The organism is Pseudoxanthomonas sp. JC1303, assembly GCF_058448525.1.
The window spans coordinates 2978238-3003592 of sequence record NZ_CP185958.1; the positions used below are offsets into that span (position 1 = coordinate 2978238).

Below are 25355 nucleotides of genomic sequence, written 5' to 3' on the forward strand. Positions count from 1 at the left end.
CGATCTTTGCCGCCTGGACCGATCCGTGCCGCCAATTGCCGCTGTTTTGAGCGTTCTGGTCGCCATCCTGCACCTGTGGTTTCTGGTGCTGGAAATGGCGCTATGGACCAAGCCGCTGGGCTTGAAGACCTTCCGCATGTCGCTGGAGAAGGCGCAAACCACACGCGTGCTGGCGGCGAACCAGGGGCTCTACAACGGCTTTCTGGCCGCTGGCCTGCTCTGGGGCGCGTTGCTGTTGAAAGACGTGCGCGTGGCCGCCTTCTTCCTGATCTGTGTCGTCGTCGCAGGCGCGTACGGCGCCGCCACGGTGAGTCGTCGGATCCTGTGGATCCAGGCCGCGCCGGCGGCGCTGGCGCTGGTCTGCCTGGTGGCGAACGTCTAGGCGCGTGCCGGCTTGGGTGACACCCACATGTCCACGCGTGCGGTGAAGACGATTTCGCCGCCGGCATCGCGCACCGCGACATCGACCGGTAGCGCATAAGCTTCGCTTGATTCACGCAGCGGCTCGGCTGGCGTGGCCACGGCATGCTGGGTGCCAACGGCTTTTTTCAGGTATTGCACCGACATCCCTTTGGGGATCCAGCGCATCGACGGCGGCAGGCTGGCATCGGTCACCAGCCCAGCGGTGAGTTCGGCCAGGTTGCAGAGCGCGATCGCGTGCACGGTGCCAATGTGGTTGTGGACGCGACGACGGTCGGCGATGCGCGCTTCGCAGCGACCCGCCTCCAGTTTGACGATGCGAGGGCCGATGCTGCTGAAGTAGGGGGCCTTGAGGCACACCGCGCGGGAGAACAACCAGTCGCCGGCAGGCCAGCGCTGGAGGCGGCGATACAGCGTGAGAAGTGATGCGGCCATGGTGCGCTCCGGAGACGGCAACGGCGGACCCTTGGGTCCGCCGTCGTGTGACTGCTCTTGTTGGATGCGTTACGCCGCTTCGCGTGAAGCGGTCTCCCTGGCATCTTCGCGATAGCCCGCCGAGCGCAGTTCGGCCGGATCGAAATCGTCCACGCTGATCGTGTCCATGGTCAGGGCGCGCAGCTCTTCCAACTGCAGACGCTCCTCGGCGCTGATGACGCCTTCGCGCACGGCCTCGTCCAGCTGGGCGGTGTAGTCCAGCGCCTCGATGCCCTTGGTCTTGAGGGCCTTGAGGAACTTGCGTTCCACCGGTTCGGCCGCCACCGCCTTGGCGAGGTAGCTGGCGATGCGCCCGCCCGGGTTGTTCTCGCACGGGGTCAGGAACACGCCGCTTGCGAGTTGGTCGCGCGCCGCATTGGGTGCCATCAGCAGCGCGGCGACGCGGTGGCCCAGGCGATCGCCCGGCGCCTCGGCACGGCGGCCCCACGGAAAGATCAGTGCCCACATCAACCAGCCGACCGGACGGATCGGGAAGTTGCGCAGGGCCGCCGACAGCGCCAACTCGATCTCGTGCACGCTGTGGTGGAAGGCCCAGGCCAGTAGCGGACGCTCGGCCTGCGGCGCGCCATCGTCGTGGTAGCGCTTGAGCATCGCGCTGGTCATGTAGATGTGGCTCAGCACATCGCCCAGGCGACCGGACAGCGATTCCTTGAACTTCAGCTTGCCGCCCAGCATCAGCATGGACACATCGGCCATCAGGGCGAGGTTGGCCGAATAGCGGTCCAGCTTGCGGAAGAAGCGCTTGGTGTAGTCATCGCCCGGCGCCGCCCCGATGCGCGCGGCGGTCAGGCCAAACCAGAACGAGCGCACCGCGTTGGAGATGCCGAAGCTGATGTGGCCGAACAGGCTACGATCGAACGCGTCCAGGCCCGCGGCGCGGTCCGGGTCCTGCGCGGCCTTCATTTCCTTCATGACCCACGGATGGCACAGGATCGCGCCCTGGCCGAAGATCAGCAGGCTGCGGGTCATGATGTTGGCGCCTTCGACCGTGATGCCGATCGGTGCGGCCTGCCAAGCGCGACCAGCGAAGTTCTTCGGCCCCAGGATGATGCCCTTGCCGCCCACCACGTCCATCATATCGGACACGACCTCGCGGCCCATCGTGGTGCAGTGGTACTTGGCGATCGCCGACGGCACCGACGGCACGTCGCCGCGGTCCACGGCCGCCGCGGTGGCCTGGGCCAGGGCGCTGATGGCGTAGGCCTTGCCGCCGATGCGAGCCAGGGCTTCTTCCACGCCCTCGAAGCGGCCGACCGACAGACCGAACTGCTTGCGGATGCGCGCGTAGGTGCCGGTCACCACTGCGCCAAACTTCGCGCCGCCCGAGGCGGTGGAGGGCAGGGTGATCGAACGGCCGACGGCCAAGCACTCGTTGAGCATGTTCCAGCCCTTGCCGGCCATGTCGGCACCGCCGATCAGCTGGCTCAGCGGGATGAAGACGTCCTTTCCATGGATCGGGCCGTTCTGGAACGGCGAGTTGAGCGGGAAGTGACGACGACCGATGTCCACGCCCGGGGTTTCACGCGGCAGCAGCGCCAGGGTGATGCCGATGTCCTTGGTGTCACCGATCAGGCCGTCCGGGTCGTACATGCGGAAGGCCAGGCCGATCAACGTGGCGACCGGGGCCAGGGTGATGTAGCGCTTGTCGAAGGTCAGTTTGACGCCCAGCACGTTGGCGCCGTTCCACTCGCCCTTGCAGACGATGCCGTAATCGGGGATCGAGGTCGCATCGGAGCCGGCGAACGGACCGGTCAGGCCGAAGCAGGGCACTTCCTGTCCGGCGGCCAGGCGCGGCAGGTAGTAGTCCTTCTGTTCCTGGGTGCCGTAGTGGACCAGCAGTTCGCCCGGCCCCAGCGAGTTGGGCACGCCGACGGTGGAACTGGCGACTGAAGAGATCGAGGAGATCTTCTGGATCACCTTGTGGTGCATCAGCGCCGAGAAACCCAGGCCGCCATACTCCTTCGGGATGATCATGCCGAAGAACTTGTGCTGCTTGACGAAGTCCCAGACTTGCGGCGGGAGATCGGCGCGGACGTGGGTGATGTCCCAGTCGTCGATCATGGTGCACAGCTGTTCGACCGGGCCGTCAATGAAGGCCTGTTCTTCAGCGGTGAGCTGCGGCTTGGGATAGTTGAGCAGCTTCTGCCAGTCCGGGTCACCGGTGAACAACTCGCCCTCGAATCCGACCGAGCCGGTTTCCAGGGCGATGCGCTCGGTCTGCGACAGGGGCGGCAGCACCTTACGGAAGAACTTCATCATGGGCGCGCTCACCAGCGCCTTGCGCGAGGCGGGCAACAACAGCGGCAAGGTCACTGCGGCCACGATCACCGCTGCGACGACGCACGCGGTGGCGTTGGCGCCCAAGAGCCAGCACGCCACGAGCAAGCAGGCACTGATGGCCGCCCAGAAGGCCAAGCGAAGGCGATGATAGGCGGCGAATGCACCCGCCAGCAGAACGGCGACAAACGGGACCAGGATGCTCATGAGCGTGCTCCGGAAGCGGAATCGGGGACAGTATTGAAGAAACGAGAGGAGGAGGGTGACAGTGTTCGCAGGAAGTCCAGGACGGCATCGGTGAACGCATCGTTATCGTCGCCAGCCAGCATGTGCCCCGCGCCGGGCAGCTGCACATGACGGGCCTGGGGCACCATGGCCTGAAAGCTGCGGATGCCGGCATCGGAGACCATCTCGCTGCGGCCTCCGCTGATCAGCAGGACCGGGCAGCGCACGCTACGTGCGGCATGGGCGATGTCGTCCTGATGCCGCGCGCTGTCGCGCACCAGATCGTCGATCAACCTGGCATCCCAGTGCCAACGCCAGCGACCATCGTCGCCTTCTTGCATCAGGGCGGCCAGTTCTTCCGGCGCGCGACGCGGCCGATCGGGCAGGTAGGTAGCCACCACATCCGCGGCCTGTTCCAGCGATTCGAAACCTGCTGGAAACGCCGTCGCGAACTCCAGCACCTTCGACAGGCCGGCCTGCTCCCAGTGCGGCGTGATGTCGACCAGCACCAGCGCCGAAAACAGGCCGGGCCAGCGCGCCTCGGCCAGCAGCCCGAACAGACCGCCCATGGAAGCGCCGACCAGAACCGGCGGGGCAGGATGCTCACCGGCCACGATGATCAGGTCATCCACGAACTGCTCGCCTGTATAGGCCTGGTCATGGGGGTTGCGCTGGGAGGCTCCATGACCCCGGGCGTTGTACGCGAGACCGCCATAGCCATGGCGCGCCAATGTCTGACCGGTTCGACGCCAGGCCTGGTGGGTCTGGCCGAAGCCATGGCTGTACAACACCTCCAGCGCATCACGCCTGGCGACGGGGGCCGGCGTGAATCGCACTCCGCTCAGCCCCATGCCACAGGCCCCGATCAGCCTCGCCGCAATCGGGTGCTCGTCGGGGTGATCGAGAGAGGGTGATGTCGTAACCATACGCAATAGTATGGGAGTGGGTTCGCGCCCACGTCAATCCATACAAGCGTTTGATCGGAAAGGATTTCGATGCTGCGGCGCAGCAAACGTACCGCTGCATTCCCGGCCGTATGGTTAAATGCCGACATGAACACACCCGCCGTGCCGACCCGGTCTTCCACTTCCACCCGCGCGCCTCGACTGAGCGCCGACGACTGGGCTCAGGCGGCGCTGGATCTGGTGGCCGAGCAAGGGGTCGCGGCCGTCGCGGTCGAGCCGCTTGCTCGCCGTCTCGGCGTCACCAAGGGCAGCTTCTACTGGCACTTCCCGTCGCGCGATGCGCTCCTGCAGGCGGCGCTGGAACGCTGGGAGACGGTCGAGCAGGAGAGTGTGTTCGGCAGCCTTGAGGTCGTGCCCGATCCGCGCGAGCGACTGCGCCAGCTGTTCCTGCTGGTGGCGCATGAGGCCAAGTCACACATTATCTATAGTGAGCTGCTCAAGGCGCTGGACCACCCGGCCGTCCAGCCTGTCATCCAGCGCGTCTCCCAGCGTCGCATGGACTACCTGGTGGCCTCCTTCCGGCAGGCCGGCCTTGGCCGCACAGACGCCCAGCACCGGGCCCGCCTGGCGTATGCGGCCTATGTCGGCTTCCTGCAACTCTCCCTACAGCTCCACCAGCCACGCATGCAACATGAAGAGTTCGACGACTACGTAAACCACGTGATCGCAGCGCTGATTCCTACTTGATTTAGGCGGTGCCAGGGATGGTCTGAACAGTGCGACCCGCTGCTCGATTTACGCTCGACGCCCCTCGCCTGAAGTAGCGGTCGGATTTCTGGAGGCGGGTCAGATGGAAGACATCCTCGCCAAGCGGCTTGGCCGCAGGGCGCCGGAGCTGCATGGTGGGATCGCCGCGCTGCTGTATTTCATGCTCAGCGCTGCCGGTCGCATGCCGCATCCTTTCTGGATGATCTCGTTCCTGGCGCCGCTGCCGGTGCTGTGGGTGAACCAGCGCGTGCGCGCCGCGGGCCTGGCCGATCGCGGCCTTGTTGCCGATGAGCCCTTGTCTTGGGGCGCGTGGCTGCTTGTGGCGGTTGGTGGCTGCTGCTTCTTGCTGGTGCTGATCGGATCGTTTGCACGCGGCGTGGAGTGAAGGTTGCCGATGTGACGGTTTGACACGGACGTGCCGGTAGAATGCGTCGGCCCCCGCCGCCGGCCTCTCCGTGTCTTCTGCCATTCCCCCTGACCAAGATCCCGACACCATCGACGCGCCGGCGCCGGAGGTCGGCCTGGACGATGGCGGTGCCGATCATTCGCCTCCGGGCGTGGTGGTCACCTCCGGGCCGCTGACGCCGGCACCGGATTCGGAAGGGATCGGGGTCGATGATCGCGCCTTCCACCATTCGATCGCCGAGGACGTGCAGGGCATGGTCCTGGCCACGCTCACCGCTTCGCTGGGGCTGGCGGTGTTCGCCAAGGGCGGGCTGATGATTGGCGGCATGGCGGGCGTGGCGTTCCTGGCGCATTACGCGCTGGGCTGGAACTTCGGCCTGATGTTCGTGCTGGTCAACCTGCCGTTCTACTGGCTCTCGGTGCGGCGCATGGGCTGGGAGTTCACGCTCAAGACCTTCGCGGCGGTGGCTGCCTGCGGCGTGTTGACCGACCTGCTGCCGCGGTGGGCGCCATACGCCACGATGACACCCTGGTACTCGGCCCTGGTCGGCGGCGCGCTGGTCGGGCTCGGCATCCTGTTCTTCATCCGTCACCACGCCAGCTTGGGCGGCGTAGGCATCCTGGCCGTCTATCTGCAGCGCGCCCATGGCATCAGCGCCGGGCGGGTGCAGATGACCTTCGACGCGGTGCTGATGTGCGTGGCTTTCCTCACCCTGGCGCCCTCCAAAGTGCTGTATTCGGCGCTGGGCGCGGTGGTGCTGAGCCTGGTGCTGATGTTCAACCACCGTCCACACCGCTACATGGGGGTCTGAGCCGCGCTTTGCGCGTGGCGGCGCTGGCATGTCGGCGCCGGATTTCCGCTGCACGGTATGAGGCACCGACACCTTCGCGTGGCCGCAAAAAAGTGCGGGCCGGAAGACAGGGGAGGTCTTCCGGCCCGCAGGCCCCGTGGGGCCGGGCGAAGCGTGGAGGGGTCGCGCCTCGCCCCACCGCTCGGCGCGGTCAGGTGATCAGAAGAACACCCGCACGCCGAAGGTGCCGTTGCGACCAGGCAACATCACATCGTCCTTGAGGAAGGAGGTGTGCACGCGCGCGTCGCGATTGAGCAGGTTGTTGCCATCCAGGAAGACTTCCCACGAGGTGCTGCCAGCATCGATGTGGTAGGCCAGGTGCGCATCGACCATGGTGTAGCCGGCGGTCGGGGTCTCGTTGACCGCGACCTTGTCCTGTTTCATGTAGCGCGTGCCACCCAACGAGGCGCGCCAGGCATCGCCTTCCCAGCGCAGCTGCGCGCCGAAGCGGGCCGGGCTGATGCGCGGCAGGTTGCCGCCATCGGCCAGGCGCGCACGCACAGTGTCGCCGAAGACATGCAGGTCCCAGGCACCGACGCGGTCGTTGTTGGCCAGGTGGAAGGTGGCCTCGCCCTCGAAGCCGTGGAAGATCGCATCGCCCTGGGTCCACTGGCGGATCGGCAGGTACTCGTCTTCCTCATCGAAGTACCACTGGTTGCCGGTATCGGTGAGGTAGATGAAATTGTTGTAGCGGTTGTAATAGGCCGAGACCTTCGCATCGACCCAGTCGTTGCGGTACTGCAGGCCCAGTTCGGCCTGGTTGGCCTTTTCCTTCTGCAGATCGTTGCCGCCGATCTCGTAGGCCAACGTGGCGATGTGCGGACCGTCGGCGAACAGTTCCTCCTCGGCCGGGGCGCGCTCGGCGTGGTCCAGGTTGGCGGTCAGGCGCCACTGGTCGTTGAGCCGGAAGCCGAAACTGGCCGACAGGCTCATCGGCTTGTAGTCCGGCGACAGGCCGGTCTCGGTGTCGTATTTGACCTGGTCGATGCGCGCGCCCAGGTCGGTGGAGAACGCGCCCCAGGTGTTCTGGGCCACGGCGAACACACCCACCGACTTGGTGTCGGTCCGCGGCACGAAGGCCTCCTCGCCGATCGCCTGGAAGGTCGAGTCGCTGCCCTGCACGCCGACGGCGGTTTTCCAGCCGTTGTCGGCGGCGAAGGTGGCCTCCACCCGGCCCTCGTTGGCGTTCTTCTTGAACACCGTGCCCACCTCGTCACCCTCGAACTCGGTGTGGTCGTAGGAGGTATGGCCGAAGCTGTAGCGCAGGCCGCTGCCCTGGCCCCACGGATCATTCAGCGCGCCCTTGAGCTCGAAGCGGTCCTGGTGCATCTCCAGGTGCACGCCGCGCTCGCCGGCGGCCAGGTCGCCCGGCTCGCCGGGATTGCCGTAGCTGTCGTTGAAACGCGAGATCGACATGCCCACAAAACCCCAGTCGCCGGCCAGCGAGGCGCCGATGGCTCCGGACTTGTTGTCGATGAAGGTGTTGGCCTGGCGGCCTTCGGGCGTGTCGTAGTCCTTGGCGTTGCGGTATACCCCGTCGGCGTGGATGGTCAGGCCACCGTTACCCACGTCCACGCGTGCCATGCTGGTCTGCCCGTCCTTGTCGCCGATGTCCACGCGGGTTTCGGCGCGTCCGCTGATGCCGTTGACCGCGGTCTTCGGAATGCGTCCGTCGACCACGTTGACCGCGCCGCCGATGGCGCCACTGCCGTACAGCAGCGTGGAGGGGCCCTTGAGGACCTCGATCTGGTCGGCCAGGAATGGCTCGATAGCCGGGGAATGGTCCTGGCTCACCGTGGAGACGTCTGCGCTGGACAGACCGTCGGCCATCACCGCCACGCGTGGGCCGTCCATGCCGCGGATGATCGGGCGGCCCACGCCAGGACCGAAGTTGGAGCTCTGCACGCCAGGCATGCCGGCGACGGTCTCGCCCAGGCTGGCCGCGCGCGCTTCGTCGAGTTGTTCGCCGGAGAGCACTTCGGTCGGACGGCTGAGCTGGTCGGCGGTGCTGCCGAACGGGCTGGCGGTGACCTTGACCGCGTCCAGGTCCTTAGTGTGCAGGCCGCTGCCATGGACATGGCGCGAGTCGCTGTCCGGCGGTGTGGCGGTCTGCTGCGCCTGCGCGGCAAAGCTGCTCAGGGCCAACGTGAGGGCGACGGCGAGCGGAACACGGGCAAAAACGGGGGCGGCCGCGCCGGGGACGCGGAAAATGGAAGACATCATTGAGAAGATCCGGGGAGGGTTGCGGGAAAGATGCGGGTGTCGGCAAAACGTTATAATATATCTGCTCGAAGTCAACGCCCGTCCCGAAAGTCATCCCCGCCATGTCATCACCCTTCCGCTCCTGGCTCGACCGATTGGGCGCCACCGGCTCGCTGGTGTGCGCGGTGCATTGCGCGGTGCTGCCGCTGCTGATCGCACTGCTGCCGGCGCTAGGCTTGTCGGCCTGGCTGGGCGAGGGCTTCGAGCGCGCCTTCGTGGTCTTCGCCTCGCTGCTGGGCGCCTTCAGCCTGGTCACCGGCTATCGCCGCCACCGCGTGCTGCGCGCGCTGGGCACCTTGCTGCTGGGGTTGCTCGTGCTGTGGGCCGGCATCCTGTACGCACCGCTGCATCACCATCTGGTGGCCCATGCGGTGACGATGACCTTCGGCGGCACCCTGGTCGGGCTGGCGCACCTGCTCAATCTGCGCCTGAACCACGGCCACGTGCACGACGCAAGCTGCGCACATTAGGCGCGCGCCGGTCTGCATGGGTTCTGCACCTGGATTTGCCTGCCACGACGTTTCGCATGACCGACCGGATGGGCGACATCCTGACGCTGTACGGGTGGGGAGGCGGCTGTGATAGCCTCTCCGGCCCTGTGCGCCAGTCCCTCGCTGGCCGCGCACCCGCCGAACCGGCGGGCCACCAGACATCAGGAGTACGAACAATGGGTAAGGGTGACCGCAAGACCGCCAAGGGCAAGCGCTACAACGCCAGCTACGGCAACACGCGCAAGCACGCCACCGCCGTGGCCACGCCTGTGACCAGCAAGACCGTCACCAAGTCGCCGGCCAAGAAGGCCGTGGCGAAGAAGACGGTGGCCAAGGCCAGCTGACCGCTGCTTTCCATCGTGCATCGAAAAACGGCGCCCCTCGGGCGCCGTTTTTCGTTTGCGGTGTCCGGAACGCCCTGGAGCGGCTAAGCGTTCGGAGGCTGCGTCGGCGGGTCCTGGCGATCCTCGGCCGCGGCATCGCCGTCGCTGGCTTGCGGCGGGGAGGAGGGCTCTGCACCGGCACCGGTGGTCGAGCCCGCGGCCGCGACCTGTTCTTCGTCCTGACGTGCGGCGACATTGGTCGCCGCGTCCGGCGTGGCCGGGGCGTCCGGCGTTTCGTTGGGCATCGCCGCCAGCAGGCGGTCGGCCAGGGCCTTGTAGACCGGCTTGCGGCAGACCAGGGCCGAAGCCGCGCGGGCGAGCAGCACGGTGGCCAGGATCGGCAGCATCATGTCGCTGTTGTCGGTCAGCTCCAGCGAGATCACCGCCGAGGTCAGCGGCGCCTGGGTGACGCCGGTGAGGTAGGCGCACATGCCCAACAGCACCACCGAGGACGGGTCCACGCCCGGCAGGATGACCGACAGGTTGTGTCCCAGGCCCGCGCCGACGGCCAACGCCGGCGAGAACAGGCCGCCGGGGATGCCGGCCACATAGGACACCAGGTTGGCGGCGAACTTCATCACTCCGAACTCGTGCCCAACCACCGCGTGCCCCTGGACCAGGCTGCGGGCCTGGTCGTAGCCGGTGCCGAACGCGCCGGCGCCGAAGATCACGCCCAGCAGGGCCAGCGCCAGTCCGCAACCGGCCGCGAACAGCACCGGGTTGGCCTTGCGCGCGCGTCCCAGCCAGCGCGGCTTGCCGTCCATCGCCGCCAGGATGATGCGACTGAACAAACCGCCCAGCAGGCCCGCCACCACGCCGCACAGCAGCACCGCCAGCCAGCCCATGCCCAGCGGCAGGGAAGCATCGACCGTGCCGAAGTAAGTGTAGTTGCCCAGCAGACCCAGCGACACCACGCCGCCGACGATCACCGCGGTCAGCAGCGTGCCGGAGAAGTTGTGCTCGTAGCGACCCGACAGCTCCTCGATGGCGAAGACCACGCCGGCCAGGGGCGTGTTGAACGCCGCCGCGATCCCGGCCGCGCCGCCGGCGAGCAGGAAGTGCGTGGCTTCGCGCGGGTCCTTGAAGCCCAGCGCCCGGCCGATCACGTACATCAGGCTGGCGCCGACGTGCACCGTCGGGCCTTCGCGGCCGACCGAGGCACCGCCCAGCAGGGCCAGCACGGTCAGCATGAGCTTGCCGGCGGACACGCCGAGCGAAAGATTTTCCTTGCGGAACGGGCGGCTGGGCAGCTGCAGGGCCGCGATCACCTGGGGAATGCCGGAGCCGCGGGTCGGTCGCAGCGCGCCATTGGTGAGCCAAGCCAGCATGCCGAACACCACCGGGGTGAGCAGCACCGACCACCACACCGAGTGATGGATGATCTTCTCGAACAAGCCGAACGCCGCGTCGCTGGCCCGGGCGAAAATCAAGGCCACGACCGCCACCGCCACTGCGCCACCCCAGAGCGCGACGCGCCGCATCCAGCGTTCACGCGACCACAGCGGGGCCAGGGCCTCGCGTGCTTCAGAAGTATCAAACATGCCCTTATTGTGACATGGGTGACAGCCAGGGGCCGTGCAGGCGTGCCGGTGCGGCCGGTTCAAAGCATTGCAGGATCAGTGCTCGTCGCACGTTGGGCGGGTTTCATCGCGGCTGCGGGCACGCTCGTCGCGTTCTTCGATGTCGCGTGTTTTGGAGGACGAGCATGGGCTTTCCGCGACAAGGAGACATGCCATGTTCCCACATCCCGCAACCATTGCCCTGGCCTCGGCCGCATTGCTGGTGAGCCCCGCCGCTGGCGCGATGACCGATGCGCAGTTGGCCGGCCTGGTGGCCCAGCGTCTGCACGGCGACCGCACCGGCGCCTGCATGGCCGTGGCGGTGGTCGAAGCCGATCACGTGGCACGCACCTACGCCTGTGCCGAGCCGGCCGATCTCAAGCGCGTTGGCCCGTCCAGCGCCTTCGAGATCGGCTCGGTGACCAAGACCATGACCGGCACGCTGCTGGCGCAGCAGATCGTGGCGGGCCATGCCTCGCTGGACGATCGCCTGGCGGACTGGTTGCCGCCGGGGACGCCGGTGCCCAGCTTCCAGGGCCAGCCGATCCTGCTGCGGCACGTGGTGACCAACACCTCGGGGCTGCCGGCCTTGCCATCGCGACTCCACGCCACCGGCATGGCCGATCCCTATGCCGGACTGGGCGAAGCCGATCTGCTGGCCTCGCTGGGCGATGTCACGCTCACCGCCGCGCCCGGTAGCCACTTTGCCTATTCCAACTTCGCGATGATGTTGCTGTCCGACGCCCTTGCCCGGCGCGCCGGCACGGACTACGAGACCCTGCTCAGGCGCGAGCTGTTCGCGCCACTGGGCATGGACCAGGCCTACATCAACATGCCGACGGCCGGTAGCCTTCCGGCCCAGGGGCATGCGCCCAACGGGCAGTCGGTGCCGGCCTGGCACTTCCAGACCAACCTGGCGGGCGTGGGGGGCGTACGCGCCACCCTGCAGGACATGGTGCGCTATGTCCAAGGCGAGCTGGGGCAGATCGAGGTGCCGATCACGCCCGCCATCAGACTCAGCCAACAGACCGTGTCCGCACAGCCGCCGATGGCGATGAACTGGATGCAGCGCCGCCTCGGGACGCGCAGCGTGCTGCTGCATGAGGGCGGAACCGGCGGGTTCTCTTCGTTCGTGGCCGTCGACCCGGCCCGCCAGCGTGGAGTGGTGATCCTCTCGGACACCACGTGGACCACGCTGGGCGGGCTGGGCACACTGGGCCTGCACCTGGTCGATGCGGATTTCCCCCTGGGCCCCCCGCGTCATGAAGTCCCGGCCGATGCCGCGCAGCTGGCGGCGCTGGCCGGCACCTACACGCTGGGTCAGCTGAAGATGCGCCTGATCGCGCGTAATGGACAACTGGTGGTGCAGCCACAGGGGCAGCGCGAGCTGGTCATGAGCCACGACGATGCCGGCGACTACTATCCGCGCACGCTGGACGCGGTGCTCACGCCCGAGCCCAGTGCGACAGGGATGACCTTCGCCTGGTCGCAGGGCGGGGGCCGGATGCTGGCGACCCGGCGCGATCAGGACGAACCCGCCAAGGCACAGGTCGCGCCGCTCTCAGCCGCGCAGCTGGCCGGATACGCCGGCACCTATCCGCTGATGCCCGGCTTCGACCTGACCGTGGCGGTGGCCGGTGACACGCTCACCGTGCAGGGCACCGGGCAGCCGGCCATCGCCGTCGAGCATGTGGGGCAGGACCAGTTCGCAGCGCCATAGGTAGGCGCGCAGCTGCAGTTCGAGCGCGATGCGCAGGGTCGGGTCCAGACGCTGGTCCTGCGTCAGAATGGGCAGGTGCTGCGTGGCGCGCGGCAATGAGGCAGGACAGGACCGCCATGAGCACCCAGGACTACGCGCTGCAGACTCGCCTGCCGCAGGCCATGGCCAGCGGCGCGGACACCGTCTTGACGCGCTACCGCCGCTATCCCGTCTTCAGCCTGCGCTGGCAGGCCGGACGCACGCTGCTGTTCGGCGTGGTGTTGCTGGCGTTCGCGCTGGTGATCGGCCTGGGCACGGGCATCCTCAGGCAGAGCGTGCGGGTGGGGGCGCTGGTGACCGTTGTCGAGTTCGTGGCCTTCATGCTGATGGCCACGCTGGGCCCGGCGCTGGCCGGGGTGGTGCGTTATCGCGGCTGGCCCGCGGCGCGCGAGCGGCGCTGGGTCGTGGCCGCCTTGCTGCTGGGCATCGTACTGAGCTTCTTCGTCGATCGGCTGGCGTCGGGCTATATCAACGCGCTGGTCCGGCCGGCGACCGAAGCCATGCGGGTCACCGCGCCGCACCTGGGGCCGGTGGCGCGTGCGCTCAGTCTGGCGGTGAACGTGGTGGTGCTGATCGTGATCTACGGCCTGTTCGGTGGCGGGCTGGCGCTGCGGGCGTATTTCAGTGAGCACCGCCGCTGGGAAGAACACCAGCATCGCCGAGCCCTGGACGCGGCCACCGCGCAGGCGCGCGATGCCGACCTGCGCCTGGGGGTGCTGCAGGCTCAGGTGGAGCCGCACTTCCTGTTCAACACCTTGGCCTCGGTGCGTGCACTGGTGCGCCAGGATCCGGCCCAGGCCGAGGCGACGCTGGATGCGCTGGTGGACTTCCTGCGCGCCACCATTCCCCGCTTGCGTGATGGGCAGGCCGCGCTGCAGTCCACACTGGGCGAACAGTTGGATCTGTGCGCGCGTTACCTGGCGCTGATGCAGCTGCGCATGGGCGGGCGCCTGCATTACACGGTGCAGGCCGAGCCAGCACGGCGCGAGCAAGCCTTTCCGCCCGCGCTGCTGATCACCCTGGTGGAAAACGCGATCAAGCACGGTATCGAGCCCAAGCGTGGCGAAGGTCGGATCGACCTGATCGCCTCGTTGGCCCACGGCCAGCTGTGGGTGCAGGTCTGCGACGATGGTGCGGGGCTGGTGCCGGGCACCAGCGGCGGACTGGGCTTGGCCAACGTGCGCCAACAGCTGGCCGCGCGCTATGGCGAACGCGCGGTGCTGCGCCTGCGTGCGCTGGAGGGTGGTGGCGTGTGTGCCGAGGTGGGAATTCCCGTGGACCAGGGGCCGGCATGAGCACGCCCACCCCGACCGCGCTGGTGGCCGAGGCCTGGCCGGCGCTGCAGCTGATCGCGGTCTGCGCCGATGGCAGCGCGGCGCTGGATGCGCTGGAACGACAGACGCCGGCGGTCGCCTTCCTGGATATTCGCATGCCGGGCGAAAGCGGCCTGGTGGTGGCGCGCGAAGCGGCCGCGCGCGGCACGTTGGTGGTGTTCACCACTGCCTATGACGCGCACGCCATCGAGGCCTTCGATGCCGGCGCGGTGGATTACCTGCTCAAGCCGGTGCAGCCCGCGCGCTTGGCCCAGGCGGTGCAGCGGGTGCAGGCGCGATTGGACAGCGGACAGACGCCGGACCTGCAGGACCTGATCGACCAGTTGGAGGCGCGCCTGCGCCCGTCGGCCGCGTGCATCCGCTGGATCACCGCCAGCGCCGGCGACACCGTGCGCATGATCGGCATTGACGAGGTGCTGTTCTTCCAGGCCCAGGACAAGCTGGTGCGCGTGGTCACCGCGCAGGGCGAGGCGGTGATTCGCATGCCGCTCAAGGAGCTGCTGGACGGCCTGGACCCGACAGTGTTCTGGCAGGTCCATCGCGGCGCCATCGTGCGCGTGTCCTGCATCGATCGCGTCCACAAGGACGAGTTGGGCCGGCATGTGCTGAGCCTGCGCGGCCATGCCCAGACCTTGCCGGTCAGCGCCGGATTCATGCATCGCTTTCGCGGGATGTAGCGGCAGGCCTAGCGCTCTGTCTCGGGAGGGCGCGAGGGATTCAATTGAAAAGCTGGCGGCTGACCCCGGCCGCGGGCAGCGCACCTTCCAGCTCCAGTAGATATTGCTTGGTCGGCAGGCCGCCGCCGAAGCCGGTCAGGGCGCCGTCGGCGCCGATGACGCGATGGCAGGGCAGCACGATCGGCAGCGGATTGCGGCCGTTGGCCGCGCCGACTGCGCGGCTGGCGCCGGGGCGACCGACGCGCTGGGCCAACTGGGCATAGCTCCAGGTCTGGCCGAAGGGAATCTGCGCCAGCGCCAGCCAGACTTGGCGCTGGAAGGCGGTGCCATGCGGGGCCAGCGGCAAGTCGAAGGCCTTCAGGCGTCCGGCAAAGTAGGCGTCCAGCTGCGCCTGCGCCTCGCGCAACAGCGGATGGTCACCACGCTCCCACATTTCGAGCCGCTTGATCGGGTGTTTGTTGTTCGGGAATTCGATGCCGTGCAGGCCAGCGTCGCTGGCGGCCACGCGCAGCGGGCCGACCGGGCTGGGAAGTTCGCGTTCGAAGATGGTCATGGCAGGTCCTTGGCGAGGCGTTCGGGCGATCGGTTGGGCGCGGCCGGCATGGCGTCCTTCCACAGGTGCAGCACGGCATAGCCGCGCCAGGGCCGCCAGGCCTGCGCATGCGCGGCCAGGGCGCGCGCGCTCAGGCGCGTGCCGTCGTTGGGCAGCGCCTTCTGCAGGACCAGGTCTTCGGCCGGGAAGGCGTCGGGGTGGCCGAGCCCGCGCAGCGCCAGGTAGTGCGCGGTCCACGGACCGATGCCGGGCAGCGCGACCCAGCGGGCGACGAAGTCGTCCAGCGGCGCCTCCGGGCGGAAGTCCACGCGCCCGTCCAGCACCGCCTGGGCCACGGTGCGTAGCGTGGCCGCGCGCGCCTGGGTCAGGCCGATCGCGGTGAGATCAGCATCGGCCAGGGCCTCGGGCGTGGGGAACAGATGCGTGTGGACCTCGCTGCGCAACGGTTCGGGCAGCGGTGCGCCGAAGGCCTGCGCCAGCCGGGCGGTGAAGGTGCGCGCGGCGGCCACGCTGACCTGCTGGCCGATCACCGCGCGCACCGCGATCTCGAACCCGTCCCAGCCGCTGGGGATGCGCAGGCCGGGTCGGCGCGCGAGCAACGGCGCCAGGCGTGGGTCATGGCTTAGCGCATCGGCGATCGCCTGTGGATCGGCGTCCAGGTCGAACATGCGTCGCAGCCGCGCGACCACGCTCAGCATCCGCGCCGGTGCGATCCGGCGCAGTTCCAGTCGCAGTGCGTGCTCGCCCCTGGGCCAGGAGCTGACGCGCAGCCAACCAGGGGCGTCGGCCGGGCCGACGACGCGCGAATACGACGTCGCATCGACGTGCTCCACGCCCGGCAGTGCGCGCCCGCGCAGGAAATCGAGCATCGCGGTGAAGTCGTACGGCGGTCGATAACCCAGGCGCAGCACCAGGGTTTCGTCGGCCGCCGCCGGCACCTCGCGCTTGCGCAACTCGCGCGGGGCCATGCGGTAGGCGTCCTTGAACACGGTGTTGAAGCGCCGCAGGCTGCCGAAGCCGGCGGCCATGGCCACATCGGTGATTGGCAGGGCGGTCTCGGTCAGCAACTGCTTGGCGAACAGCAGCCGGCGCGTGGCGTGCACACCCAGCGGCGAGGTGCCCAGGCGGTCGGCGAACAGGCGTCGCAGCTGGCGTTCGCTCAAGGCCAGGCGCTGCGCCAGCGCCGACAGCGGCGCATCGGCAAGCAATCCGGCGTCGATCAGCTTGAGTGCGCGGGCCACCGCGTCGTCGCCGCGGCGCCAGGCGCCGTGCTCGGGCGACAGCTCGGGCCGGCAGCGCAGGCAGGGCCGGTAACCGGCGGTTTCAGCCGCGGCGGCGGAGGGGAAGTAGCTGACGTTCTCGCGCCGCGGCACTGGCGCCGGGCACACCGGCCGGCAATAGATGCCGGTGCTGGACACGGCGGTGAAGAACAGCCCGTCGAAACGCGCATCGCGGCTGAGGCGGGCGCGTTCGCACAGGGCGGCATCGGGCAGGGGTGAGGACATGGCCGGCAGGCTAGCACCGGCGAGGCGGCCCTACTGGCCGTTTTCGGACATCAATGCGCGTCCGGCCGCAGCCCCGTCTGCAGCGGCGCCAGCGTGCCGTCGTTGGGCTGTGCCGGGATGGCCAGCAGATGCGCCAGCAGCGGGTAGACATCGACATTGTCGAACGCTGGCAGCACCACGCCGCGGCGGAACGCCGGGCCATGCGCGATGAAGATCGCGCGCATCGATTCCAGCGCCGGGTCGTAGCCATGCGAGCCGCGGTCGTGGCCGAGCTTGCGACGACGCGCGGCCTGTTCGGCCGGCAGGGCGTCCCAGCCCTCGTCCATCTGGCACACGATCGGCGGGATGCGCGCGTTGCTGCCGTAGTGCCAGCGTGCGGGCAGTTCCCCCTTGCGCCAGCAGCTGTAGGGCGCATGGCGGCCGAGCAGGCGCGCTTCGACCGCCGCTTCGAAGCCTGGATTGGGCTGCACGCCGACCACCTGGCCGACCGACACCACCACCGCTTCGCGCCTGCTGACCATGTCCTCGACCGCAATGACGTGCTCGGGGGCGACGGTGGCCATGCCGTGGTCGGAGACGATCACGATATTGGTGCCCGACAGCTGGCCGTGCGCCCGCAGTGTGTCCAGCAGTGTGCCCACGGCCGCGTCCACGCGGCGCAAGGCCTCGCGCACCTGCGGCGAATCCGGACCATGGCGGTGGCCCTCTTCGTCCACATCCTCCATGTACAGCGCGGCCAGCGCCGGGCGCGCCTGGGCCGGGCCGGTCAGCCAGCCGGCGACGTCTGCGGCGCGGGCGGCCGCCGGGATGGCGGTATTGAACAGGCGGTACTCGTTGGGCCGCACGCCGTCGATAGGCGCGCTGCTGCCGGGCCAGGCCCAGATCGCGGTCTTCAGGCCGTGCTGCTCGGCGGTGACCCAGATCGGGGTGGCCTCGCTCCACCAGCGTGCATCCGCGGTGGCCTGGGTGTCGGCGACCTTGAATTCGCCCAAGCCCTCCTCGCGCATCGAGTTGTGGATGACGCCGTGGTGGTCGGGGCGCAGGCCGGTGACCAGGGTGTAGTGGTTGGGAAAGGTCAGCGCCGGATACGAGGGCGTCATCCATTGCGCGCGCACGCCGTCGCGTGCCAGCGCATCCAGGTGCGGCGTGTCGCCGCGGCCCAGGTAGCTGGCGCGCAGGGCATCGATGGAGATCAGCAGGACTGGCTCGGGTGTCGCAGTCGTAGCGGCGGGAGCGGACGGGGTGGGGCGTTCGGTGGCGCAGGCGGCCAGCAGCAGGCTGGCCAGCCACGCCGCCCGGGCCGGGAACAGGCGCATGGACGAGGCAGGGTTGACGAAGCAGAGCCCCAAGCTTCGCAGAAAGCCATGACGCCCGCATGGCGCGCTTGCCCCGTCCAACGCGTTTCCTCCCGCCTGTACCTGCTTTCGTGGAAGGCGCCATGGTGGTGACGGGCCTCTTATCGATCTAGCCCCTCGTGGGAGCTGCCATGGCAGCGATTGGACTCCACCGGGAAGCTTCATCGCCGCCATGGCGGCTCCCACGCGGGCAGGCGCCCGCGGGGCAGTGCTCAGTCTTCCGGATCCATTACCCGGATCTCGACCTCGTCCTCGACGCGTACGACCTGACCGGCGCGGATCTTGGCGGTCTTGCGCAGTTCCTGCACGCCGTCCACGGTGACCACGCCGCTGGCGACGACCTGCTTGCCCATGCCGCCGCTGTCGACCAGGCCGCACAGCTTGAGCAGGATGTGGAGTTCGACGTACTCGCCGTCGAGATCGAATTCGAGGATCTGCATGGCGGCAGTCTAGCGGCTGGCGTCGGCCTCCTCGCGCTGGAAGGCCGCGATCTCGTCCAAGAGTGTCTGTGCACGGGGAATGCTGCGGCCGACGCTGCCTGTGTCGAACAGGTCGCGGCGTCGGCGCAGCGACAGCACGCAGCCGCCAAGCAGCAGCAGGTTGAACGCGGTCGTCCACACCAGGAAGCCGGTCGGCAGGTCCCGGCCGGTGACTGCCGCGGCCGCAACTTCCAACAACGCCAGCCATAGCAGGCACCAGGCCAGGCCCAATCGCGGCTGCCACCTGATCCGCCACCAGCGCAGCTGGCCCAGGGTCTTCTGCACGGTAAGCACGGGCTTGGCGTAATGCAGGCGGGTCAGCAGCAGGACGTCCACGGTCGAGCAGACCACCAGGGCCACGCCCCACGCATGCAGGGCCAGGCCGGACACCAGCGCCGCTGGCGAATCCGTGTGCTGCACCCAGAACCGGGCAAATACCACCGCCATGCCGATCCCGAGCAGGATCTGCACGATCTGCCAGGCCAGCAGGGGGCGCAGGCGGGCGCGGGCCTTGTCCAGGCGGCTTTCGGTGAACAACCGCAGGTTGAGCGCGCTCTGGCGCTGCAGGCGCGCGTCCAGGGTCTGCCAGGCGGCTTTCATCTCATCAAGGTCCATGGGTTGGCTCCGAAGAAGTCATAGTTGGTCGCGGATGCGCTGCTTGAGGCGCGCGATTTTGGTGGTCACGTTGGTCTGGCTGATGCCCAGGATCTCGGCGATCTCGGCCGAGGGGCGCTCTTCCAGGTAGAGCACCAGCAAGGCGCGCTCCAGCGGCGGCTGGCCGGCGATGAACGCGCGCAGCAGGCGCAATTGCTGCTCGGCCTCCGGGTCGGCCGCGTGTGGGTCGGCCATGTCGTGCAGGTTGGGATCGAAGGCCACGGCGTGGCGCTGGCGCAGGGCCTGGCCGCGGACCTGGGAAATGGCCACGTTCAGCGCGATCCGGTACATCCAGGTCGAAAAGCTGCGCTGGTCGTCATAGCGCGCGAAGGCCCGCCACAGCTGGGTGGCGATTTCCTGCGCCAGTTCGGCCCGGTCCTCGGGATGGAAGGCGTAGCTGGCCGCGACCTTGAGCACGATCCCGCGATGGGCCTGCAGCAGCGCCTCGAAGCGGTGCCGGGTCTGTTCGTCCTGGGCGAGGGCCGGTGGCACGGCGGCGTCTTCCATGGGGAGGTCCGGGAAAGCGTGTGTGGAATGCCTGGATGATTCGCGGCGGCCGGTGTCTTGTCACACCGCACCTTGCGCCAGATCAATGCACGCGCTGGGGTAGTCGCTAGGGTAGGACGCTTCCAGCTCCAGAAGAGGTCCAGGCAATGCAGGTTGACGTGGTGGTGGGCGGCGGTGGACCGGTCGGCCTGTGCCTGGCCCGCGCGCTGGCCCAGCAGGGGCGCACGGTGGCGGTGGTGGAACGCCAGCCCCGCACGGCGCTGGCCGCACCGGTCTTCGACGGCCGTGAGATCGCCCTGACCCATGCTTCGCGGCGGCTGCTGGACCGCCTGCAGGTCTGGTCGCGCCTGGACGCCGGGACGATCGCGCCGCTGTGCCAGGCCCGCGTGCAGGACGGTGCTTCGCCCTTCGCCCTGGCCATCGGCGGCGAGGCGGACATTGACCAGCCGCTGGGCTGGCTGGTGGCCAATCACCGCATCCGCCAGGCCGCCTACGAGGCGGCGCTCGATCAGCCGGGTGTGAGCGTGCTGGACGATGTCGGGGTGGCCGCGCTGCGCCGTGAGCCGGAGCGGGTGGTGATCACCCTGGACGATGGCCGCCTGCTGCACACGCGCCTGCTGGTGGCCGCGGACGGTCGTTTGTCGGGGCTGCGTCGGCAATTGGGCGTGGGCGCCGAACTGCACGAGCTGGGGCGCAGCATGCTGGTCTGCCATGTGGCCCACGCCCGGCCGCACCACGGGGTGGCGTTGGAGTGGTTCGCCTATGGCGGCACCGTGGCCTTGCTGCCGCTGGTGGGCGACAGCTCCTCGCTGGTGCTGACCCTGGCGCCACAGCAAGCCGCGGCGATGATGGCGCTGGACCCGACGGCTTTCGCCGAAGAGGTCACCGGATTGTGCGAGGAGCGCCTGGGCGCCATGCGCCTGGCCAGCTGTCGCCACCTGTATCCGCTGGTGTCCAGCTATGCCCGGCGCTTGGCTGGGCCGCGCTTCGCCCTGGCCGGGGATGCGGCGGTGGGCATGCATCCGGTCACCGCGCATGGCTTCAATTTTGGTCTGGCCGGGGTCGAGCGCTTGGCCGCAGCCCTGGAGGGTGCGGCCGATCCGGGCGCGTCGCCGCCGCTGCAGGCCTTCGCGCGGGCGCATCGCCGGGCGACCTGGCCGCTGTATGCGGCCACCCAATTGGTGGCGCGGCTGTACACCGACGAGCGCCCGGGGGCGCGCCTGTTGCGGCGCGGGGCGCTGCGCGTGGCGGCGGTGCCAGCGTTTCGACGGGCCTTGCGCCGGCATTTGCAGCATTGAAAACCGGCGATGCAAAGACGAAATATCGTCGCCAGCGGTCGGTTTGACACTCCCGGCAGGCGTCGTTCAAGGCGCAGGAGGCCGCCAGGGCGCACAATAGGCGGCCATTACGCTGTCCGAGTTGCATCATGTCTTCCGAAAATGCCGCACCCGCGGTGCCGTTCTCCGCCCTTGGTCTGTCCGAGCCGGTCCAGTCCGCACTGACCGCCGTGGGCTATGAGTCGCCTTCGCCCATCCAGGCCGCCACCATCCCGGCGCTGCTGGCAGGGCGCGACGTGCTGGGCACCGCGCAGACCGGCACCGGCAAGACTGCGGCGTTCGCGTTGCCGGTGCTCTCGCGCCTGGCCGCCGAGAGCGGCAAGCCGCAGGCCCTGGTGCTGGCGCCCACGCGCGAGTTGGCCATCCAGGTGGCCGAGGCCTTCCAGAAGTACGCCGCCAAGATCCCCGGCTTCCACGTGCTGCCCATCTATGGTGGACAGAGCTACTACCCGCAGCTGCAGGCGCTCAAGCGCGGTGTGCACGTGGTGGTGGGCACCCCGGGCCGGGTGATCGACCACCTGGAGCGTGGTTCGCTGGACCTGTCCGGCCTGACCACCCTGGTCCTGGACGAGGCCGACGAGATGCTGCGCATGGGCTTCATCGACGATGTCGAGACCGTGCTGAAGAAGACGCCGGAGACGCGCCAGGTGGCGTTGTTCTCGGCCACGATGCCGCCGGCCATCCGCCGCATCGCCCAGACCTATCTGAAAGAGCCGGTCGAGGTGAACATCGCCTCCAAGACCACGACCTCGGCCAACATCACCCAGCGCTACTGGTTCGTCTCGGGCCTGCACAAGCTCGACGCGTTGACCCGCATCCTGGAAGCCGAGCCGTTCGACGGCATGATCATTTTCGCCCGGACCAAGGCGGCCACCGAAGAGCTGGCGCAGAAGCTGCAGGCCCGTGGCCTGGCCGCGGCGGCGATCAACGGCGACATGCAGCAGGCCCAGCGCGAGAAGACCATCGCCCAGCTCAAGGACGGCAAGCTGGACATCCTGGTGGCCACCGACGTGGCCGCGCGCGGCCTGGACGTGGAGCGCGTCAGCCACGTGCTGAACTACGACATCCCCTACGACACCGAGAGCTACGTGCACCGTATCGGCCGCACCGGGCGTGCCGGGCGCAGCGGCGAGGCGATCCTGTTCGTGACGCCGCGCGAGAAGTCGATGCTGCGCGCGATCGAGCGGGCCACCCGCCAGCCGATCACCGAGATGCAGCTGCCCAGCGTGGACGATGTCAACGACCGTCGCGTGGCCAAGTTCCTGGGTCGGATCACCGAGACCCTGGCCGCGGGCGAAGCCGGCGACTACCGCGCGCTGATCGAAGGCTACGAGCGCGAGCACAACGTGCCGGCCGTGGACATCGCCGCGGCGCTGGCGCGCCTGCTGCAGGGCGACACGCCGCTGCTGCTGTCGGCCGAGCGCCCGCGTGCGCCGCGTCCCGAGCGCACGGAGCGCACCGAGCGTCCAGCAGCGCGCTTCGAACGCAGCGAGCGTCCGGAGCGGGGCGAGCGCCCGCGCCCGGAGCGTCCGATGCGGGAGGGCGGTGACGAGGCACGCGCCGAACGTCCGCGCCGCGCGCCGGCCGGGCAGCCGGAGCCGGGCATGGAGCGCTATCGCATCGAGGTCGGTCACGCGCATGGCGTCAAGCCGGCGAATATCGTGGGCGCCATTGCCAACGAGGCCGGGCTGGAAAGCCGCTACATCGGTCGCATCGACATTCAGGACGACTACTCGGTCCTGGACCTGCCCGAGGGCATGCCCGACGACACGCTGACCCATCTGAAGAAGGTCTGGGTGTCCGGCCAGCAGCTGAGGATCCACAAGGTCGGCGAGGAGACTGGCCAGGACGCGCCGCGCCAGTTCCGGCCGCCATCGGCGCGACCGGGGGGCGCCAAGCCGCGTCCCGCCGGCAAGGCTGGATTCAAGCCGGGCGGCAAGCCCCACCGCAAGGGCCCGAAGGGCCCGTAGCGCAGAGCTTTGTTTGGCTTTGAGCACTGAGCTCGCTCCGACCATGTAGAGCGGAGCTTGCTCCGCTGCTCTCAAGCCCAAGCCAGCTCGCGGACGACGCCTGTGGCTCCTACGCACGATGTAAACCAAACGCAGCGGAGCAAGCTCCGCTTTACGAAGTTGTCGCCATGACCGAAGACGCACCTGACGCGGGCCCGACCCGACTCAACAAGCACATCGCGCAGACCGGATTCTGCTCACGCCGCGAAGCCGACAAGCTCATCGGCGAGCGCCGGGTCACCGTCAATGGCCATCCGGCCGGCACCGGCGCGGTGGTGGGCGAGGGCGACGTGGTCCTGGTCGATGGGCAGCCGCTGCGCGCGCGGACGGTGGTCAAGTCCAGTGGCCGCAAGCATGTGTACATCGTGCTGAACAAGCCGGTCGGCATCACCTGCACCACCGAAGCCAGCGTCAAGGGCAACATCGTCGACTTCGTCGGCCACGAGCAGCGCATCTTCCCGATCGGTCGCCTGGACAAGGAGTCCGAGGGCCTGATCCTGCTGACCAGCAACGGCGACATCGTCAACCAGATCCTGCGCGCGGAGAACCGCCACGAGAAGGAATACCTGGTGGAGGTCAACAAGCCGGTGACCGACGAGTTCCTGCGCGCCATGGCCAAGGGCGTGCGCATTCACGACCAGATGACCCTGCCGTGCCGCACCGGGCGTATCGCCAAGTTCGGCTTCCGCATCGTGCTGACCCAGGGCCTGAACCGGCAGATCCGGCTCATGGCCGCGGCCTTTGGCTATCGGGTCACCCAGCTGCGCCGGGTGCGCATCGACAACGTCAAGCTGGGCCCGCTCAAGACCGGACGCTGGCGCAACCTCACCGATGCTGAACTGCGCGGCCTGCTGCCCCAGATGGAGCGTTGGTAAGACCGCGTCCTAGTCGACGATGCCCTTGGCTTCCGAGGTGGCCAGCAACTCCGGATGCGCGGCCCCGCGACGCCGGGTCAACACCGGATGGGCGAACACCGCCAGCAGGATGATCGCCACGCCGGCGTAGAACTGCGCGGTGAGTTCGCGCTGTTCGCCCAGCAGCGGGATGGCCAGGACGATCGCGTAGACCGGCTCCAGGTTGGTCGCCAGCTGCATGCCGTAGGCGCTGACGTGGCGCAGCGCGGCCAAGGCCATGGCGAAGGGCAGCAGGGTGCAGGCCAGTGACAGGAGCAACAGCAGGAGGGCGTCGTGCGCGCCTGGGACCTGCAGCAGCGTCCCTCCGAAACCGGGGACCAGCAGCATCACTGGCGCCAGCAGGCTCAGCATCAAGGTGCCGGCGCCCAGCTCCAGCGCGGTGACGGTGAGCGGATCGCCACCCTCGACCATGCGCTTGTTGAGCGAGCCGAACAGCGCCACCAACAGGGCCGACAGCGCGCCGACCGCGATGCCGGCGCGCATCTCGTGCGGCACGCCCCCGACCACCAGGGCCACGCCCGGCAGCGTGGCCAGGCCGAAGATCAGTTCGCGCAGATCGAACGGGCGCTTGGCCACCCACGGCTCCACGATCGAGGTGAAGGCCGGTGCCAGCGCGATGCAGGTCGCCGCCACCGACGCGTTGGACAGCTTGATGGCGCCGTAGAAGGTCAGCCAGTGCAGTGAGACCAGCGCGCCGATGCCCGCGTATGCCCAGCGATGCCGCGCCGGCATCGCGCGCAGTCCACGCCAGACCGAAGGCAGCAGCGCCAGGGCAAGCACGACCAGCAGCATCCGCCACCACACCAGCGGCAGCGCAGGCAGGGTGATCAATTTGCCGAGGATGGCGGTGAAGCCCCACAGCATGACGCAGGCATGGACCTGCAGGTGGGCCTTGAACGGGACGGGGGTAGGCATGGGGCATTATCGCTGCGGCCGAGTCGTCCACGCAGCATGGGATCCTCGGTTCGAGGCGCCGCCCCCATGGAGTCTGCGCAGGTGCAGGGAGCGCCGCTGCCGGACCGTGAATCGTTGCGGCCGTGGCGCTGCTTCTGGTCTGGTGACTGGGCTGGGTGGCCTGGCGCGGGCTGGATCTGCGCGATGTCGCCTGGTGGCTGTTGTTCCCGGTGCTCCCCTGGCCTGGATGCTGATCCGGGGCAGCGTGGTCCGCGAGAATCCGTATCCATCTGGGGACGTAAGTGCCCATGGCGCGCCGAGCGTGGCCCGCAACGCG

General features: G+C 68.6%; 24 protein-coding genes. 12 read left to right on the top strand and 12 right to left on the bottom strand.

Annotation, left to right across the window (positions count from 1 at the left end; translation table 11 throughout):
- Positions 1-25 precede the first annotated feature (25 nt).
- Positions 26-382: a DUF1304 domain-containing protein gene (locus ACORQU_RS13300; RefSeq protein ID WP_491641598.1), complete on the top strand. Its 357-nt coding sequence runs from the start codon at positions 26-28 to the stop codon at positions 380-382.
- On the opposite strand, the gene ACORQU_RS13305 is transcribed toward ACORQU_RS13300, so the two are convergent.
- From ACORQU_RS13305 to ACORQU_RS13315, 3 genes are all read right to left on the bottom strand, one after another.
- A complete protein-coding gene (locus ACORQU_RS13305; RefSeq protein WP_271644953.1) occupies positions 379-855 on the bottom strand; it encodes a hotdog fold domain-containing protein in 477 nt (158 codons plus the stop codon). The two genes, ACORQU_RS13300 and ACORQU_RS13305, sit on opposite strands and share 4 nt — an antisense overlap.
- Before the next feature lie 69 nt (positions 856-924).
- On the bottom strand, positions 925-3399 hold the full coding sequence (locus ACORQU_RS13310) for an acyl-CoA dehydrogenase (RefSeq protein WP_491641599.1): 2475 nt from the start codon (positions 3397-3399) through the stop codon (positions 925-927).
- Positions 3396-4343, bottom strand: coding sequence for an alpha/beta fold hydrolase (locus ACORQU_RS13315; protein WP_491645121.1), 948 nt, complete (start codon positions 4341-4343; stop codon positions 3396-3398). The genes ACORQU_RS13310 and ACORQU_RS13315 overlap by 4 nt, the downstream gene beginning before the upstream one ends.
- Before the next feature lie 126 nt (positions 4344-4469).
- Here ACORQU_RS13315 and ACORQU_RS13320 point away from each other — a divergent pair, with 126 nt between their 5' ends.
- The 3 genes from ACORQU_RS13320 to ACORQU_RS13330 all read left to right on the top strand — a co-directional run bounded on the left by ACORQU_RS13320 (position 4470) and on the right by ACORQU_RS13330 (position 6307).
- Positions 4470-5069: a TetR/AcrR family transcriptional regulator gene (locus ACORQU_RS13320; RefSeq protein WP_491645122.1), complete on the top strand. Its 600-nt coding sequence runs from the start codon at positions 4470-4472 to the stop codon at positions 5067-5069.
- Positions 5070-5172: 103 nt separating this feature from the next.
- Positions 5173-5475 (top strand): hypothetical protein, encoded by a 303-nt coding sequence (locus ACORQU_RS13325; RefSeq protein ID WP_491641600.1) that lies wholly within the window; start codon positions 5173-5175, stop codon positions 5473-5475.
- A 136-nt stretch (positions 5476-5611) separates the two neighbouring features.
- Positions 5612-6307, top strand: coding sequence for a YitT family protein (locus ACORQU_RS13330; RefSeq protein WP_491645124.1), 696 nt, complete (start codon positions 5612-5614; stop codon positions 6305-6307).
- Between the two features lie 198 nt (positions 6308-6505).
- Here ACORQU_RS13330 and ACORQU_RS13335 read toward each other — a convergent pair whose 3' ends face one another.
- Positions 6506-8569 (bottom strand): TonB-dependent receptor, encoded by a 2064-nt coding sequence (locus ACORQU_RS13335; protein WP_491641601.1) that lies wholly within the window; start codon positions 8567-8569, stop codon positions 6506-6508.
- 101 nt (positions 8570-8670) lie between these two features.
- Between ACORQU_RS13335 and ACORQU_RS13340 the strand changes: the two genes are divergently transcribed.
- Both ACORQU_RS13340 and ACORQU_RS13345 read left to right on the top strand, forming a co-directional pair.
- Positions 8671-9078, top strand: a complete 408-nt coding sequence (locus ACORQU_RS13340; RefSeq protein WP_271646776.1) for a MerC domain-containing protein — start codon at positions 8671-8673, stop codon at positions 9076-9078.
- A 197-nt stretch (positions 9079-9275) separates the two neighbouring features.
- Complete coding sequence (locus ACORQU_RS13345; protein ID WP_271646775.1) at positions 9276-9443, top strand: 30S ribosomal protein THX; 168 nt, start codon at positions 9276-9278, stop codon at positions 9441-9443.
- Positions 9444-9526: 83 nt separating this feature from the next.
- Here ACORQU_RS13345 and ACORQU_RS13350 read toward each other — a convergent pair whose 3' ends face one another.
- Positions 9527-11023 carry a chloride channel protein gene (locus ACORQU_RS13350; RefSeq protein WP_271646774.1) on the bottom strand — a complete coding sequence of 499 codons (1497 nt, stop codon included), beginning with the start codon at positions 11021-11023 and terminating at the stop codon, positions 9527-9529.
- Positions 11024-11216: 193 nt separating this feature from the next.
- On the opposite strand from ACORQU_RS13350, the gene ACORQU_RS13355 reads away from it, so the two are divergent.
- The 3 genes from ACORQU_RS13355 (at position 11217) to ACORQU_RS13365 (ending at position 14811) form a co-directional block, all read left to right on the top strand.
- The gene (locus ACORQU_RS13355) at positions 11217-12761 is read left to right on the top strand and encodes a serine hydrolase (protein ID WP_491641602.1); all 1545 of its coding nucleotides are present in this window, start codon (positions 11217-11219) and stop codon (positions 12759-12761) included.
- A gap of 116 nt (positions 12762-12877) precedes the next feature.
- Entirely contained in the window at positions 12878-14095 is a 1218-nt protein-coding gene (locus ACORQU_RS13360) for a sensor histidine kinase (protein ID WP_491641603.1), read from the top strand.
- Positions 14092-14811 (top strand): LytR/AlgR family response regulator transcription factor, encoded by a 720-nt coding sequence (locus ACORQU_RS13365; RefSeq protein WP_491641604.1) that lies wholly within the window; start codon positions 14092-14094, stop codon positions 14809-14811. The genes ACORQU_RS13360 and ACORQU_RS13365 overlap by 4 nt, the downstream gene beginning before the upstream one ends.
- 40 nt (positions 14812-14851) lie before the next feature.
- On the opposite strand, the gene ACORQU_RS13370 is transcribed toward ACORQU_RS13365, so the two are convergent.
- From ACORQU_RS13370 to ACORQU_RS13395, 6 genes are all read right to left on the bottom strand, one after another.
- Complete coding sequence (locus ACORQU_RS13370; RefSeq protein WP_491641605.1) at positions 14852-15364, bottom strand: methylated-DNA--[protein]-cysteine S-methyltransferase; 513 nt, start codon at positions 15362-15364, stop codon at positions 14852-14854.
- Entirely contained in the window at positions 15361-16869 is a 1509-nt protein-coding gene (locus tag ACORQU_RS13375; RefSeq protein WP_491641606.1) for an AlkA N-terminal domain-containing protein, read from the bottom strand. The genes ACORQU_RS13370 and ACORQU_RS13375 overlap by 4 nt, the downstream gene beginning before the upstream one ends.
- A 50-nt stretch (positions 16870-16919) precedes the next feature.
- Positions 16920-18185, bottom strand: coding sequence for an alkaline phosphatase family protein (locus tag ACORQU_RS13380; RefSeq protein WP_491641607.1), 1266 nt, complete (start codon positions 18183-18185; stop codon positions 16920-16922).
- Between the two features lie 251 nt (positions 18186-18436).
- Positions 18437-18664, bottom strand: a complete 228-nt coding sequence (locus tag ACORQU_RS13385; RefSeq protein ID WP_271646767.1) for an RNA-binding S4 domain-containing protein — start codon at positions 18662-18664, stop codon at positions 18437-18439.
- A gap of 9 nt (positions 18665-18673) precedes the next feature.
- Positions 18674-19318: a hypothetical protein gene (locus tag ACORQU_RS13390; protein WP_491641608.1), complete on the bottom strand. Its 645-nt coding sequence runs from the start codon at positions 19316-19318 to the stop codon at positions 18674-18676.
- Positions 19319-19336: 18 nt separating this feature from the next.
- Complete coding sequence (locus tag ACORQU_RS13395; RefSeq protein ID WP_491641610.1) at positions 19337-19864, bottom strand: RNA polymerase sigma factor; 528 nt, start codon at positions 19862-19864, stop codon at positions 19337-19339.
- Positions 19865-20010: 146 nt separating this feature from the next.
- Here ACORQU_RS13395 and ubiM point away from each other — a divergent pair, with 146 nt between their 5' ends.
- The 3 genes from ubiM to ACORQU_RS13410 all read left to right on the top strand — a co-directional run bounded on the left by ubiM (position 20011) and on the right by ACORQU_RS13410 (position 24085).
- The gene (gene ubiM / locus ACORQU_RS13400) at positions 20011-21162 is read left to right on the top strand and encodes a 5-demethoxyubiquinol-8 5-hydroxylase UbiM (RefSeq protein ID WP_491641611.1); all 1152 of its coding nucleotides are present in this window, start codon (positions 20011-20013) and stop codon (positions 21160-21162) included.
- Positions 21163-21290: 128 nt separating this feature from the next.
- A complete protein-coding gene (locus ACORQU_RS13405) occupies positions 21291-23171 on the top strand; it encodes a DEAD/DEAH box helicase (protein WP_491641612.1) in 1881 nt (626 codons plus the stop codon).
- A 167-nt stretch (positions 23172-23338) separates the two neighbouring features.
- Positions 23339-24085 (top strand): pseudouridine synthase, encoded by a 747-nt coding sequence (locus ACORQU_RS13410; RefSeq protein ID WP_491641613.1) that lies wholly within the window; start codon positions 23339-23341, stop codon positions 24083-24085.
- Positions 24086-24094: 9 nt separating this feature from the next.
- Here ACORQU_RS13410 and ACORQU_RS13415 read toward each other — a convergent pair whose 3' ends face one another.
- Entirely contained in the window at positions 24095-25039 is a 945-nt protein-coding gene (locus tag ACORQU_RS13415) for a DMT family transporter (RefSeq protein WP_491641614.1), read from the bottom strand.
- Positions 25040-25355 lie beyond the last annotated feature (316 nt).

Coding starts and splice junctions, on each gene's coding strand:
- ACORQU_RS13315 (WP_491645121.1), bottom strand. CDS start 4,343: ATGGTTACGACATCACCCTCTCTCGATCACCCCGACGAGCACCCGATT.
- ACORQU_RS13340 (WP_271646776.1), top strand. CDS start 8,671: ATGTCATCACCCTTCCGCTCCTGGCTCGACCGATTGGGCGCCACCGGC.
- ACORQU_RS13355 (WP_491641602.1), top strand. CDS start 11,217: ATGTTCCCACATCCCGCAACCATTGCCCTGGCCTCGGCCGCATTGCTG.
- ACORQU_RS13335 (WP_491641601.1), bottom strand. CDS start 8,569: ATGATGTCTTCCATTTTCCGCGTCCCCGGCGCGGCCGCCCCCGTTTTT.
- ubiM (WP_491641611.1), top strand. CDS start 20,011: ATGCAGGTTGACGTGGTGGTGGGCGGCGGTGGACCGGTCGGCCTGTGC.
- ACORQU_RS13390 (WP_491641608.1), bottom strand. CDS start 19,318: ATGGACCTTGATGAGATGAAAGCCGCCTGGCAGACCCTGGACGCGCGC.
- ACORQU_RS13320 (WP_491645122.1), top strand. CDS start 4,470: ATGAACACACCCGCCGTGCCGACCCGGTCTTCCACTTCCACCCGCGCG.
- ACORQU_RS13310 (WP_491641599.1), bottom strand. CDS start 3,399: ATGAGCATCCTGGTCCCGTTTGTCGCCGTTCTGCTGGCGGGTGCATTC.
- ACORQU_RS13365 (WP_491641604.1), top strand. CDS start 14,092: ATGAGCACGCCCACCCCGACCGCGCTGGTGGCCGAGGCCTGGCCGGCG.
- ACORQU_RS13385 (WP_271646767.1), bottom strand. CDS start 18,664: ATGCAGATCCTCGAATTCGATCTCGACGGCGAGTACGTCGAACTCCAC.
- ACORQU_RS13415 (WP_491641614.1), bottom strand. CDS start 25,039: ATGCCTACCCCCGTCCCGTTCAAGGCCCACCTGCAGGTCCATGCCTGC.
- ACORQU_RS13350 (WP_271646774.1), bottom strand. CDS start 11,023: ATGTTTGATACTTCTGAAGCACGCGAGGCCCTGGCCCCGCTGTGGTCG.
- ACORQU_RS13360 (WP_491641603.1), top strand. CDS start 12,878: ATGAGCACCCAGGACTACGCGCTGCAGACTCGCCTGCCGCAGGCCATG.
- ACORQU_RS13380 (WP_491641607.1), bottom strand. CDS start 18,185: ATGCGCCTGTTCCCGGCCCGGGCGGCGTGGCTGGCCAGCCTGCTGCTG.
- ACORQU_RS13375 (WP_491641606.1), bottom strand. CDS start 16,869: ATGTCCTCACCCCTGCCCGATGCCGCCCTGTGCGAACGCGCCCGCCTC.
- ACORQU_RS13370 (WP_491641605.1), bottom strand. CDS start 15,364: ATGACCATCTTCGAACGCGAACTTCCCAGCCCGGTCGGCCCGCTGCGC.
- ACORQU_RS13325 (WP_491641600.1), top strand. CDS start 5,173: ATGGAAGACATCCTCGCCAAGCGGCTTGGCCGCAGGGCGCCGGAGCTG.
- ACORQU_RS13405 (WP_491641612.1), top strand. CDS start 21,291: ATGTCTTCCGAAAATGCCGCACCCGCGGTGCCGTTCTCCGCCCTTGGT.
- ACORQU_RS13305 (WP_271644953.1), bottom strand. CDS start 855: ATGGCCGCATCACTTCTCACGCTGTATCGCCGCCTCCAGCGCTGGCCT.
- ACORQU_RS13345 (WP_271646775.1), top strand. CDS start 9,276: ATGGGTAAGGGTGACCGCAAGACCGCCAAGGGCAAGCGCTACAACGCC.
- ACORQU_RS13410 (WP_491641613.1), top strand. CDS start 23,339: ATGACCGAAGACGCACCTGACGCGGGCCCGACCCGACTCAACAAGCAC.
- ACORQU_RS13395 (WP_491641610.1), bottom strand. CDS start 19,864: ATGGAAGACGCCGCCGTGCCACCGGCCCTCGCCCAGGACGAACAGACC.